Here is an 11,873-nt window from a genome sequence, read left to right on the forward strand (position 1 = left end):
AGAAACACCCCCACGTGCGTGGGGAAGACACTGAGAGATTATTCACTTTTTTTATTGAGCCGTCAAAACAATATTGAAACGTCATCTTTTTCAGACACAAGTTGCAGCCCTGACAATTCGATGAGCTGGCGCTTTGGTTCCCCCATGCCGTAGAGCTTGTACCCCGGTGGGTTCGGTATCCTTTGAAAGATCATGAGGCCACTTTGTTCAGGGCATTTTTCGAGTAAGTAGTTGATCACATGCCGTGCAACGGAATCTTTAATGCCTGAAACGAAGACGTTAGGCCGAGGTTCCACAAACCAGAGTTTCATGCGCCCGCGTACGGCGGGAGGCAAATCATTTGCGATAACGACGAGCACATTTCCCTCCTATCAGGCTCTCAATATCCTCGGCGACTTTTTCCAGCAGCTTCATTTCGAGGACACGTTTGCGGAACGCTTCAGATACGGTGTACTTGTTGTAGCGGCCCGCGAGGGAGAGCGTCAGGGAAAAAGCGAGATCAACGCAGAGCTCCCCTTTGTAAAGATCGGCGAGATCATACACAAAGGGCAGGGGGCTCCCTGAGTGGATAAAGCCTAAGTGCGGCGAATAGCCGAGGCTGTGGACACAGGAACATAAGACGCCATAGAGGGCCGCATTGGTGGACGTCAATATCTGGTTCGTCAGATCGCTCAACTCGAATTTTCCGGGGGTGAAAACACGTCCCTTCCAGCCGACTTTGTATTGCTCGGCTTTTTCGAGGTAGAAATTGCGGACGCGCAGCCCTTCCATACCCATCATTTCCTGCAACGTCTTGCCCTCAAGCTCCGCATCGGGAAAGCGTTTGGCGAAGAAAGCCCTAGCGACGGCAAGTGAGGCATCTTTGTCCGTGGAGAGCCACGCCTGACGTTGGAGGTTGCGAGTGTTGGAAGTAGGCACGACGCCTGAAGCGTAAAACAGCAGGCTGTCCTCGCCAACCCAGCAGATGGCACAGTTGGCGGCGGAGGCGATCTTGATAGCCTCATGGGTTACAGACGTACCGGGGCCAAGAAGCAGGGCGTTGATCGTCGCTATGGGCAAACGCACTCTGTTTCCGTCCGCGTCGATCCATTTGATGCTGCTGTCGTCAATTTCCAGCCGTCCTCTTTCCAGATAGATAAACGGGTACTTGTCCGATACGCGGGGAAGCGTTTCCCGTGTGATCGGGATGAACAAGCGGCGGAGAGTTTTGGGCTCTTCAGCTGTGGTGGGCTCCTTTTCTTCCGGCATCTCTATCCCCCTTGCAGAAAGTGCCGCCGGGAGTAGTCCCAGCGGCACTTTTTCATTGTTCCAGAATTGTCACTTGCCTGTCCTCATATCGCTTGCGCAGGCCGAAGGCGATGGGGATGTCATTCAGCGTCAGCACATCCCCGCCCTCAACACGCCCGTGGGCCACACGGAAGCGTTCCGCGCGCCTTTTGGCTTGCGCTATTTCCCCGGCGGCTGCCAATGCTTCTTCCTGCGAGTCGAAACGGCCACGGTAAACGATGTCCGTGGGCACGCAGTTTCTCCGCCCAAGGCATATGGGCCATACGGGGTTTTGCAGCCCGGCGATGATTTCATCCGCATACGCTTCCGGGACATCCAGCGCGCAGGCGAACGCCATATCCTGAAGGTAATAACGGTAGGTCATCTTCGTTCCCGCACCGACCGGACGTTTCCCGTCCGTTTTCTTGGGGATGAGCAGATCCTGCCACGGATCCGAAGCGTCATAGCCGCTGCCCACCATCTGGAAATCGCGGAGGAGGGGCTGTATGTCCGGCTTGCCGTTTTCGAGCCGTGAATACGCCACTACGGTCTGCGTGTATGCCTTCATCTCGGCAAGCCACGCTTCCTGTTCGCCGTTGCGCCCCGTAGCGCAGCAGACGAGCCCGAGCACGCCGGAGCGGGAAGGAAAGGGAAGCGTATCGCGCCTTCCGAAGCGGGAATCGACCCCCCAAGACTGAAGGGGGGCCTCCAGCCAGAGGAGCAGGGCGGTCATGCCTGCGCCTCATACGGGCGCACGAACGCCGCTACGCCGTTGACGAGATCGTCGATGCTGACGGAGTCGTCCTTGCCGAACGTGAATTCGGCGGCCTTGCCGAACAGCGAGCCGGCCAGCTTCTCCTGCTTGGCGAGTTGGAGTTCAAGGGCCTCAATGCTCGGCTTGAGGAACCCTTGCCCTTTTGCCCTTACCGGCTCGTCAAAGCTGGCCTGCATGCCTTGCCCCCTGCGGATGTAGATGCGGGCATAGTCCCACGGGCGCATGCCGGTTTGCGTGGTCTGCCGGGCGGAGGGGACGGCGATGTACAAGGCCTTGATGAAAGCCGACACGGCATCGGCCAATCCCGTATTGCCAAGCGAATCCGCGAGCTGGCCGAGATCGAGGTTGATATAGCGGTAATAGGTGGCCGAGTTGTATTCAAGGCTTCCCATATGGGCGGAACCCGTTTCATCATCGGATTTGAGATCGTCAAGTGCCGTGAAAAATTCGATTTCGTTGTCGACGCGGTGTGTGGAGACGGCGTGGGCAAACGAGGCGGCGGCATGGACGTTGAGATCGGGGGCCTGCGCCACCATGCGCCCGAACAGGGCTATGTCGAGCCCGTCAACGGCGGGATTGAAATGGGCTTTATGAGCCTTTCTCAACTCCGGGGACAATACGGTCTTTCCCGATTTTTTGACGGCGGCGGACTCAGGTTCAAAGGCCTGTGCCGCGGCGAATTCGGCGATGGCTTCCGCCTCATTTTTTGAGAAGAAATACAGGGTATCTTCAGCCAGCAGAGGGGCGCAGGCCTCACCGAACGCCTTTGCCTGTTCCGGTGTGGCCCCCTTGGTTTCACAGGCTTCCGCGAGCATCCCGGCAACCTGTTTCGTGCGCACGCCGATTTTGACGCCGAGATCCTGAAGGGCCAGCCGCACATGACGCTTCCAGCACTGGGAGCTGACGCGGGCACGGGATACCCCGCCGATCATTGCGCTCTTGGGGGCGCCCACGTCGTCCCGGTTCAGGCAGGAAACAGGAAAAGACTGGAGGATATGGAATTCAATATGGGTTCCTTTGAGTGTATTCATCTTCATTCCTTGAGCTGCTGGTTAAAAGACGATGGGGGCGACCTGAAGCAATCCGCAACCAAAGGCTTTGCCGTGGCCGATGCCCCGGCAGACGCTTTGAGTGAAACGCTCTTTATCAACAACGGTAAGGGTTCCCGTCACCCGCGCTTTTCCCAGGGTGACTTTCTGTTCCCCCTTCCAAAAAACATCAGCATTGATCTCTGCGACCTGAAAAGAGGATTCCTGTACCTCAAAGCCCCATGAGGGGGCCTTTTCCAGAAACCAGCGCGTGATATCTTCGCGGTTGCACAGAGGCGTGCGTTTTTGGGTTCGGCTGTCCCGTTTTACAGGATTGACCACGATTTCAAAACGGTATGCGGAAAACCCGAAAAAGGCTTCGGGGATTGGCTCGGTTCTGACGAATTCCCCGTATTCAGGCTCACGGGGCTGCCGATCTGACAGGATAAGAAGCTGCCTCCCGTATTTGTCCCCGCCCATATCGACAAACAGGATACCGCTGCCTTTTTCCCGATCGCCCTCGCGCACGTCGTCAAAGAGCCCGTAAACGACCCTGTGCAGGGAGTAGGTATCGGTAACCCGCAGGGCCTTGGCGTCATGCGGCGACAGCCTGTAGCGGCTGGCGAACATCATGACGCCTCTCCTTCCGCAGCCTTCGGTTCATTGGAAAGGCTGTAGAAGTCACGGGTCCAGCGCATTTTGATACGCTCTTGTCCATTGCTTTCAAAATACAGGAGTTCGTCCAGCAATGTAGCAAAACAGAGAGGTTTTGTAGCCTTTACCGTGATGAGGGAAAGCATCGGGCGCAAAATACGGTATACCTCTTCGGTCGTTTGACAGGCGAGGAGGCGGCGTAAACGTATGCTTCCCTGATCTTCGTCATCGCCGAAGCAACTCCTCAGCGACGCGCCGAGGCCGAATATGCCGTCCTTTTCCGGTTGCCTTCGGCACAAGGCGGCTCCGATAAGGCAGAACGGCAGACGCCGCGCGGCGAATTCAATATCTACGTTGAATTTCAGTAAAATGTTCCATACCTGATATTCCAGATCGGGATTGTCGGCCCGTTTCATCCGGGCGACAAACCCCGTGTCCTTGATTTTGGGCGCGGCGCTCGCCCGTTCGAGCACGAAGCCGACAAACGCTTTGCTCAGGGAGTTTTCCTTTGTTTCAGCCATAACAGCTCTCTTCACGATGAGGATTGGGTTTTCTGTGAAAACATCCCGAAACCGGGCCGATGGCGGGCCCATGCTTCAAACTGGCGCGCCGTTCCGTGCGGGCAGGATTCGTCAAAGGCCGTGCCGACGAAAACGGCATACGTTCCCATGAGCTTGGCAAGTTGTTCTTTGCCGCCATCACAGGCCTGAATCAGTTCTTGGAATGTGGGCTCGACCAGTTGCCAGAACAGGCCCGACGCTTCGGCGGCATGGGCGTCACCTTGCGCTTTCAAGTCCGAAAAATACCCCCGTGTGGCCCCATAAACGACGGTACCCATTTTTTCCAGTTGTTCCATCTGCTTTTTAAAAAGGATAAACCAGTCATCATTGCCGGAGAGCAATTTGGCCTCCAGCCATGTTTCGGACTCGATGCAGTCGTCGCCCCCGGATACGTACTGTTCCCCGGCGTTGCTGCTGACTTTGAGCCCACCGCTCCAGATTCCAAACTGTTTGACACGACCGTCGCCCAGACGCCGGATGCCTTGTTTCAGATTCAGGCACTCAAAGCCGCTACCGTGATCGGATTCCAAAAAAGCCAACAGGGCCGTAAGCTGGCGCCAAGGCTTTTTTTCGGGGTTTACCCATAACATTTTGACTTTGGCTTTCGCCTTGTCGGCTGCCGCGGACGGATCAATCATCCGTTCCTGATAGTCAGGGTGAACGATGCCTTCGGTGTAGTGGAGGCCGTCTTCTCGCAGCAGACAGAAACGGGAGAGTGGGACAAGCCGCCCCATGAGGCTGGCTTTCAAAGCCCGCGCGGAGGGGCAATCCTCCCCCTCAGGCATCTTTTCCCACGGGGCCGTCCCGAGCCCTTCTTCCCACTGCTTTGCGTCGGCTATAATATCTCGCGTGAGGAGGTTCAGCCAGACGGTTTCAAGGATCGAATCCCCCAGAAGAAAAGAATGGAGCAAGCCCATATGGCATACGGAAGGGCCGGGCTTTGCGCTCTTGCCTTTCGCGTATCCCTTGCTGAGGATAACGCTGTTGTCCGTCTTCTTTCCGCCGAGGCCAAATCCCATCTGTTCCACCAGCAACAACGCGCGGGAGGCGTCGGACATGACAGGTTCCAGTTGCAGTTGCGTGAGCAGTGTGGTGTTGCCCGAGGCGACCTGCGGCATGGCGGTTCCATAGGACTTGAGTTCGGCCTTGGAGCAGGCGGGCATCTGGAGGAACGGTTTGTCGCCGTACAGCCAGAAGGCATTCCGCCACAGCTTCAGATACGCGGTACACCGTTCGCCGAGGCCATCCGGCCCCATTGCGGCCCATTCTTGGGTATCCTGCGGCGTGGCCGCTGCCTGGGCAATGGCGATGAGCAGTTTCAGCACCGCAATCTTTTGCACGGCCGTCCCGCCCAGTGCCCGGCACTCCCTGCCGCCGAACACGCGCAGGAGCCCCGCCTTGCCCATGTCGGCGATGGGAATCCATGCCTCGTCGAGCAGGTTGTATCTGTTTTCCGTCACATTCCCCCCTTTTTCAGCAAGACGTTGTTTGTTCGTAGCCCCATTCCGGGGTGTAACTCCCGCCGAAATCGTTTCCAAACCCGTCTTCAAGCGTGCCGTCGGCCCTGAGTGCGGCGATGTACAGGGAAGGCCGCCCTCCATCCTTGGGCGCCACATACAAGTAGGGCGACAATCTGTTCAAAAGGTCGGCGGATGGTCTGTGGACGTTTTCCAACCAATTTTCCGGCACACGGACGATGTTTGCCATCAACCGGGAAGCAATCCGGGCCCGTTCCCTCCATTCGGGAGATCGCGCCGGGAACGTCACTTCCGAGCCGTCGGCAAGCAGACACTGCCCTCCGTTCATGCCTCGGCTACGGAGAAGCAGCACATCGGCTTCGGGCCGCTGCATCGCCCGGGTCGTAACCGTCTCTTCCGAAACGGTATTGCCCCACTGAGCCGTACTGTCGTAGGCGTGGTTCCGCAACGCCCGCTTGTCCTCCTCCAGCTTCCGCAGCGCAAGCGCCAAGGGCGAACCCGTCTCGTCCCTATCCGCATAGGTGGCCTCGAGCACTGGCCGGATGTCGTCCGGCAATCGAACGCTACGGCGTTGCGCCCATTGTTCGAGCGTGCGGCACAGGACATATGGGCTATAGACGTATCCCGTCTTGCCGAAAGCCTTCATGGGATTTTGCAGGGCTTCTTCCAGATCCGGAGTGAGTATCCATGCTTCGCGGCATGCCCCCGCAGGGCGTCGCATTTGGCTCGGCCCTTCGTCATGCCGCCACAAACGCCCCATACGCTGGAACAGCATGTCGGTAGGGCAGATGCGCGTCACCAGAAAATCGGCGTCGATGTCCAGCGACTGTTCCAGTACCTGCGTCCCGACGAGGATACGCCCTTTTTCCCCCCGCGCTTCCGATTTCGCGCCATACAGGGATGTCCACAGCGATTCGTTCCGTTCTCGGTCGGCGGGCGTGAACCGGGAGTGTAGCAGGCCGACTTCAACGTCCATGCCTGAGGCGCGGGCGGCCAGTCCTTTGTATATGGCTTGGGCCTCAGCGACCGTGTTCTCGATCCAGAGGATCTGTTGTCCGCCTTCCGAACGCAAAAGGGCTTCTTCGAGGGCCTCATCCTGCGTCTTGTCGCTGTGAAGCGTAACTGTTCTATCGAGCTTCAAGACGTTCTCGTCCGCGCCGGGGACTTCAATGAACCGATCCGACTGGGAGTCAATCGCCGTAATCAGAGGGTAGTCGGTGCGGGCAGGCTGGTGGGTGCCAAGGAATGCGGCCCGGCGGGGCTGCGTCAACGTTGCGCTCAGGATGATGACCGTGCAGTTCAGTTCCCGGAGCAGGGCGACCAGTTCATCAATGATTGTCCCTGTGTAGGTGTCGTAACTGTGGATTTCGTCAATGATGACGACCTTTCCCGCAAGACCGAAGGCCCGTACCGCTGAATGCCGGACACGGATCACCGCCATGAGCGCCTGATCAATAGTGCCTACGGCGAACGGAGCGAGAAGCCCGCGCTTGCCTGATTGGAACCACGGCTTGCCCGGAGCGGCGTCCTCGCCCATTTCTTGTTCGGAGAATGTCTTGAGCCATGCCTTTCCATGCAGGAGGAGGGGGGCTTGGAGACTGTCCTGAAGGAGAATGCGAGACAGGAACGCGTTAACGCGGTCATGGATTTTGTTGGAGGTCAACTGCGTGGGGAGCGCGAAGTAAATCCCTCCGGCCTTGCCCTGTTCCAACATCCGATAGGCCGCATACAACGCTGCTTCGGTTTTGCCCATCCCCATCGGGGCCTCAAGGATATAGACGCCCGGCCCGGAAACCTGATCAATGAAAGCTTGCTGCACCTCTCTCGGTGAAAAGCCGAAAAGCGCTTCAAAAGAAAGCCCCGTTTGCAAGGAGAGGGGAAGAAAACCCGCGTGGTCTAGAGCTTTCCGCACAAGCGGAGCCCAGTCCTTTTGCGGCTCGTCGAACAGTTCCCCGGAACCAATCCAGTCCGCAACCGTGGTCAGGCCCATCAGGAGCAATGCCTGTGTCTTTGACGACACGTCAGGCCAGCCTCGTTCTCCCATGATGAGGGCGAGCAGTTCCTCACGCCGTTTTTGCCATGCGTCGCCGCCATAGGCGTTGCACGAAGCCGTGTAGCTTTCTTTGGGGGGTACGCCATGATGACGGCCCACGATCTGAGGAATGAATACATTGCCCTGTACGGCCTTGAGCGCGGCGAAACTGATGGAGGCGTGCCCGCGCCAGTCCTGCTCCAATGAGGGATCGGCGTCCGCCAGTTCAGGGAAGGTACCCAGGGAACCGGCAGCCTGATGAATCTTGTGCTGGAACGTAGGGCACACTTTGCCTACATCATGAGCGGAAACTATGCGATCCACCCCTTCTGGATAAAACGGCAATGTGCATTTCGGCAGCCGTTCCAAGAGGAGCGCCGCAACCGCTCCCGTAATGAGGGCATGGTCAAGCACCGTGCGGCCCGCGGCTGTTACGCCATGTGCATTTCGGTATGTTTTTGCGAGGCACTCTGTCAGGGGTAAGGCTGTGAAGTCCTTTTTAGCTGTGCGAGCTCGCAGCATCTTTTATCCTCAACCCTTTGGGATGTCGAAGTATGTCGTCATAAAGTTTTTCTATAGTAGTTTAATGATAACTCTTTTTGAGTAAATGCTCAAACGGAAAAGAAGACGGTGGGAACACCCCCAGATACGCGGGGAAGACCGTGATTTATTGACTATACCACTGCGAAAGCCCATATCCAGAGAGCAATATTATTTGCCTTTATGGAATTCATATATCTTTTTCAGATCTTCAATAGAAAGCGTGGATGTCTTTTGTCGATGAATTATCATATGGCAATTAGCACAAACAGGCACTAAGTCATCCGGTGAAATGATAGCTTCTTCTCCTTCATATGTAGATAATGGTTTTGTATGATGTATGTGAATAAATCCTTTGCCCAGTTCCCCATATGTTTGCTCAAAGTCAAAACCGCAGCAGGAGCACGCTGTTCCTTTTAATTTTATGACTTGTTTCCGTAAATTGGGATCTCGTTCATATCTTGTCGAATAAATTAGCTTGCGACTTCCTTCATAATAGGATTCTTGCTCCTCTAAAATATTATTTTCTGCCTCGGATCGGGAAGAGAAAACAGGCAACAATCCCTGTTTCCATCCAATTTTTTTGAGTGCTTCTACAACATTTGGTTTCAAGATCAGTTCCCAATCTCCTCCTGATGGTTTTTTAAATTTAACCAATAGAGAAATCCAAGACATATATTCTTTGCTGGTTTCTTTTTCATTCCAATGGATTTCTTTGCTCAGATGTTTAGCTAATTTTCCATATTGGAGGTTCGCTGCATTGAAATTTTGGTATCCGACCTTTTGGGCCAATTGACTCATAGTAGCTATATAGTCGGGAGAATCAAAATGGGCTCTGAGAATTTTCGCACGTGGCCCTTTCATAGCGCGAGAGTGTAAAAAAACTTCTGCAAACTCTTCTATGCTTGGTTCTGGTGACATTTATGTTCTCCCTTTAGGAAGGTTTCACTTCGTTCTCTTCTTGCCCTTCCACCTCTTCATACAGCCGTTTCGTCTTTACCCCAAGGGCGTCCGCGATCTTCGCCAGCGTGTTGAGCTGACAACCGCCGATGGTGTCGTCTTGGGTAGCGCGGTGAACTGTACGCGTGGATAATTCTGTTTGACTAGATAAATCACGTATTGTAATGCCTTTTTTATTCATTAACTCTCTGATATTACTTTTAAACATTGTACACCTTAAAATACTTTTGTTGTAATTAAGTAATTTTTGTTGACAGAGTATGAGGTAATTAGTTACAACAAAGCCATCGGAAAGGCAATAACAAAAACAGCCCTCGGCGGTGTCGTTACCACCGCCGAGGGCCTAACCAGAAACTCACTCAAACAGGGAATGAATCATGGCTACAGCCACAATCACCGATCTTCAGTCTCTCGTCAATCGTCTCACTGCCGACAACAACCGCCTTCGCAACCTTGTGAAGCTCTACGAGGCTACGTTCGCCGCCATGAAGCCCGGCAAGTACTACGTCTGCTCGGATGACGGAGAAGTCTCTAGCTCTTACTGGAAGAGCGGAGCCGCCGAACAGTTCGCTTCGGAACTCGCCGCTGACGGGACGGGCGCGACGGTCGTTCTCGTGACCCGCCGCTATGAGGCCGAACCCGCCCCGCGCGAAGACTTCGGCGTTCTGCCGGGCGTCGACTACCCCGCCACCCTTACCCCCGCCGTGGGCATGTAGGAGGTGCGCCATGTCACAGTGCGAACTCATGCCCATGCCCGCGCCTTCGGTTATGCTGCACAATGGACGCCCCGCCACCACCTCTTTGGAAGTGGCGAAGATCTTCGGTAAGCGTCACGACAATGTGGTACGCGATATTCGCAGTATCATAGATAATTGCCCGAAAAGATTTACTGCCCTCAATTTTGAGGCGAGTAACTACTTGGATAAGACCGGGCGTTCTCTACCCATGTTCATCATCTTCAAGGACGGCTTCACTCTTTTGGTGATGGGCTATACAGGCCCCGAGGCCATGCGCTTCAAGCTGGCCTACATCGAAGCCTTCAACGCGCTGGAAACCGAGTTGCAGCGCCAGCGGGAAGGAGCCTTGCCGCCCGCCGACGCCCTCGCCCCGTCGCAACAGGCGCAGCTCAAGGCACTGGTCGACGCCAAGGTCGGCATGTTGCCGAAGGAGCACCAGCGCAAGGGCTACGGCGAAGTGTGGAGCCGCTTCGCCCGCCACTTCGAGATCGCCAAGTACACGCAACTGCCGCCGGAGAGGATGGCCGAGGCTGTGGAGTATTTGATCGGGCTGGAACTTAAGGTTGCGGAGCCCGCCCTGCCCGATATGAGGAGTTTGCCGCGCTTCGCAAGTTATGACCGATACGCGGCGAGCATTGAAGCGGCCTATACCATTCTTTCGAGGCTGAATATGCACGATGTGCAGTTCTCACAGGCGCGTCTTGGTACGCACCCTCTGCGCGGCGCGGACTGCTCACGGTTTTATAACGCCGTGATGCGTGAAGTGCAGATTTCTGCCGCAATGGTGGATGCGGCGCGCAACGCGCTCAACAACGCCCTTGAACTTCGCCAAATCGCGGAAACGGTGTGGTAGCCATGACCCCGCTCACCCGTCTCGAAATCTGGATGTGCGGCTATGTGCTCGGCATCGTGACGATGCTCATCAGGGAAATGGGAATGTAGACGGATGGCCCCCGGAAACGGGGGCTTTTACATAAGGGGCACGGAATGTTGGAACAGGAAAAGCCACGCCGGACGATTGCGGAGCGCATCAGGAAGAAGGAACCGAAGCCGAAGAAGGCGAAGACGCCGAAGAAACGGGAAAGCTACCGGGTGGAGACCGAACCGGGGGAATCGCGGATCATGCAGTGCCCGCGCCCCATGCTGGTGACGGCCCCGGCATGGCTGGCGGAATGGTTCAGGTAACAGACAAGGCCGGGGTGGATCCCCCGGCTTCTCATCGGAGTGAGTTATGGAAATGAAAGCCTTGTCAGTGCGCCGGCCGTTCGCGTCGCAGATCGTCATCGGGGAAAAGACCATCGAATGGAGGTCAAAACCGTTCAACTGGCGCGGCCCTCTGGTCATCTGTGCCTCGAAAAGCGCGATCATCGAACTGGACAACGGGAAACGTCTGCCCGTAGGCGTGGCCCTCGGCATTGTGGATGTAGTGGGATGCCGCCCCATGACGCGGAAAGACCTCGTTGCGGCGTGCTGCGAGGATTACGAGGACGAGAGGTTTCGCATGGGAGCTTGTAAGCCCGCGTGAGGTCGTGCCGGTGCCCGTCAAAGGCATCGTTGCCCCGTGGCCTTGGAGAGGCCCGGAACTGACGTTGTGCCCAGGATGGCATGACAGGAACGTCTTGGACGATTGAAGAAAAACCCCGACCGGAAGGAAGGGGGCTTTGCACATGAGTCAGGCGGTGAAGGGACGGAGGGTTTTTAGGCTCGTCTTCCCTTGACGGGGCTCTTATTTGTACATATTTTTGTACAAAAAGGAGATACCATGTCTCAGGCCATTACCTATTCGGAAGCTCGGCAGAATCTGGCCGAAACGATGAACCGTGTCTGCGATCATCATGAACCT

14 protein-coding genes are annotated in these 11,873 nt (G+C 55.9%); 4 read left to right on the forward strand and 10 right to left on the reverse strand.

From position 1 onward, the window contains the following. Positions 1-62: 62 nt before the first annotated feature. The 10 genes from cas2e to T370_RS0122400 all read right to left on the reverse strand — a co-directional run bounded on the left by cas2e (position 63) and on the right by T370_RS0122400 (position 9,501). A complete protein-coding gene (gene cas2e, locus T370_RS0122360; RefSeq protein ID WP_029437071.1) occupies positions 63-359 on the reverse strand; it encodes a type I-E CRISPR-associated endoribonuclease Cas2e in 297 nt (98 codons plus the stop codon). Beyond that, the gene (gene cas1e / locus T370_RS0122365; protein ID WP_051643951.1) at positions 337-1,248 is read right to left on the reverse strand and encodes a type I-E CRISPR-associated endonuclease Cas1e; all 912 of its coding nucleotides are present in this window, start codon (positions 1,246-1,248) and stop codon (positions 337-339) included. Before cas1e ends, cas2e begins: the two co-directional genes overlap by 23 nt. A gap of 52 nt (positions 1,249-1,300) precedes the next feature. Then, entirely contained in the window at positions 1,301-1,999 is a 699-nt protein-coding gene (cas5e, locus tag T370_RS0122370) for a type I-E CRISPR-associated protein Cas5/CasD (protein ID WP_029437073.1), read from the reverse strand. Next, positions 1,996-3,072 carry a type I-E CRISPR-associated protein Cas7/Cse4/CasC gene (cas7e, locus tag T370_RS0122375; RefSeq protein WP_029437074.1) on the reverse strand — a complete coding sequence of 359 codons (1,077 nt, stop codon included), beginning with the start codon at positions 3,070-3,072 and terminating at the stop codon, positions 1,996-1,998. Before cas7e ends, cas5e begins: the two co-directional genes overlap by 4 nt. 21 nt (positions 3,073-3,093) lie before the next feature. Then, on the reverse strand, positions 3,094-3,702 hold the full coding sequence (gene cas6e / locus T370_RS0122380; RefSeq protein ID WP_051643952.1) for a type I-E CRISPR-associated protein Cas6/Cse3/CasE: 609 nt from the start codon (positions 3,700-3,702) through the stop codon (positions 3,094-3,096). Then, positions 3,699-4,244 carry a type I-E CRISPR-associated protein Cse2/CasB gene (casB, locus tag T370_RS0122385; RefSeq protein ID WP_029437076.1) on the reverse strand — a complete coding sequence of 182 codons (546 nt, stop codon included), beginning with the start codon at positions 4,242-4,244 and terminating at the stop codon, positions 3,699-3,701. Before casB ends, cas6e begins: the two co-directional genes overlap by 4 nt. A gap of 11 nt (positions 4,245-4,255) precedes the next feature. Continuing rightward, on the reverse strand, positions 4,256-5,743 hold the full coding sequence (casA, locus tag T370_RS0122390; protein ID WP_029437077.1) for a type I-E CRISPR-associated protein Cse1/CasA: 1,488 nt from the start codon (positions 5,741-5,743) through the stop codon (positions 4,256-4,258). A gap of 13 nt (positions 5,744-5,756) precedes the next feature. After that, complete coding sequence (cas3, locus tag T370_RS25830; protein WP_081847628.1) at positions 5,757-8,315, reverse strand: CRISPR-associated helicase Cas3'; 2,559 nt, start codon at positions 8,313-8,315, stop codon at positions 5,757-5,759. A gap of 189 nt (positions 8,316-8,504) precedes the next feature. After that, the gene (locus T370_RS24725; RefSeq protein ID WP_081847629.1) at positions 8,505-9,254 is read right to left on the reverse strand and encodes an HNH endonuclease; all 750 of its coding nucleotides are present in this window, start codon (positions 9,252-9,254) and stop codon (positions 8,505-8,507) included. A gap of 13 nt (positions 9,255-9,267) precedes the next feature. After that, the gene (locus T370_RS0122400) at positions 9,268-9,501 is read right to left on the reverse strand and encodes a helix-turn-helix domain-containing protein (RefSeq protein ID WP_029437079.1); all 234 of its coding nucleotides are present in this window, start codon (positions 9,499-9,501) and stop codon (positions 9,268-9,270) included. A gap of 169 nt (positions 9,502-9,670) precedes the next feature. Here T370_RS0122400 and T370_RS0122405 point away from each other — a divergent pair, with 169 nt between their 5' ends. The 4 genes from T370_RS0122405 to T370_RS23365 all read left to right on the forward strand — a co-directional run bounded on the left by T370_RS0122405 (position 9,671) and on the right by T370_RS23365 (position 11,555). Beyond that, positions 9,671-10,009, forward strand: a complete 339-nt coding sequence (locus T370_RS0122405) for a hypothetical protein (RefSeq protein ID WP_029437080.1) — start codon at positions 9,671-9,673, stop codon at positions 10,007-10,009. 10 nt (positions 10,010-10,019) lie between these two features. Continuing rightward, entirely contained in the window at positions 10,020-10,883 is an 864-nt protein-coding gene (locus T370_RS23985; protein WP_051643954.1) for a Rha family transcriptional regulator, read from the forward strand. Between the two features lie 134 nt (positions 10,884-11,017). Further along, positions 11,018-11,215 (forward strand): hypothetical protein, encoded by a 198-nt coding sequence (locus tag T370_RS0122425; protein WP_029437082.1) that lies wholly within the window; start codon positions 11,018-11,020, stop codon positions 11,213-11,215. 46 nt (positions 11,216-11,261) lie between these two features. Further along, positions 11,262-11,555, forward strand: coding sequence for an ASCH domain-containing protein (locus tag T370_RS23365; RefSeq protein ID WP_248604307.1), 294 nt, complete (start codon positions 11,262-11,264; stop codon positions 11,553-11,555). Positions 11,556-11,873 lie beyond the last annotated feature (318 nt).

The sequence above is a fragment of the Bilophila wadsworthia ATCC 49260 genome (genome assembly GCF_000701705.1).
GTDB lineage: Bacteria > Desulfobacterota > Desulfovibrionia > Desulfovibrionales > Desulfovibrionaceae > Bilophila > Bilophila wadsworthia.

Excerpts from the sequence above, each read along its gene's own strand:
- cas1e (WP_051643951.1), bottom strand. The coding sequence starts at position 1,248 with ATGCCGGAAGAAAAGGAGCCCACCACAGCTGAAGAGCCCAAAACTCTC.
- cas5e (WP_029437073.1), bottom strand. The coding sequence starts at position 1,999 with ATGACCGCCCTGCTCCTCTGGCTGGAGGCCCCCCTTCAGTCTTGGGGG.
- cas7e (WP_029437074.1), bottom strand. The coding sequence starts at position 3,072 with ATGAATACACTCAAAGGAACCCATATTGAATTCCATATCCTCCAGTCT.
- cas6e (WP_051643952.1), bottom strand. The coding sequence starts at position 3,702 with ATGATGTTCGCCAGCCGCTACAGGCTGTCGCCGCATGACGCCAAGGCC.
- casB (WP_029437076.1), bottom strand. The coding sequence starts at position 4,244 with ATGGCTGAAACAAAGGAAAACTCCCTGAGCAAAGCGTTTGTCGGCTTC.
- cas3 (WP_081847628.1), bottom strand. The coding sequence starts at position 8,315 with ATGCTGCGAGCTCGCACAGCTAAAAAGGACTTCACAGCCTTACCCCTG.
- T370_RS24725 (WP_081847629.1), bottom strand. The coding sequence starts at position 9,254 with ATGTCACCAGAACCAAGCATAGAAGAGTTTGCAGAAGTTTTTTTACAC.
- T370_RS0122400 (WP_029437079.1), bottom strand. The coding sequence starts at position 9,501 with ATGTTTAAAAGTAATATCAGAGAGTTAATGAATAAAAAAGGCATTACA.
- T370_RS0122405 (WP_029437080.1), top strand. The coding sequence starts at position 9,671 with ATGGCTACAGCCACAATCACCGATCTTCAGTCTCTCGTCAATCGTCTC.
- T370_RS23985 (WP_051643954.1), top strand. The coding sequence starts at position 10,020 with ATGTCACAGTGCGAACTCATGCCCATGCCCGCGCCTTCGGTTATGCTG.
- T370_RS0122425 (WP_029437082.1), top strand. The coding sequence starts at position 11,018 with ATGTTGGAACAGGAAAAGCCACGCCGGACGATTGCGGAGCGCATCAGG.
- T370_RS23365 (WP_248604307.1), top strand. The coding sequence starts at position 11,262 with ATGGAAATGAAAGCCTTGTCAGTGCGCCGGCCGTTCGCGTCGCAGATC.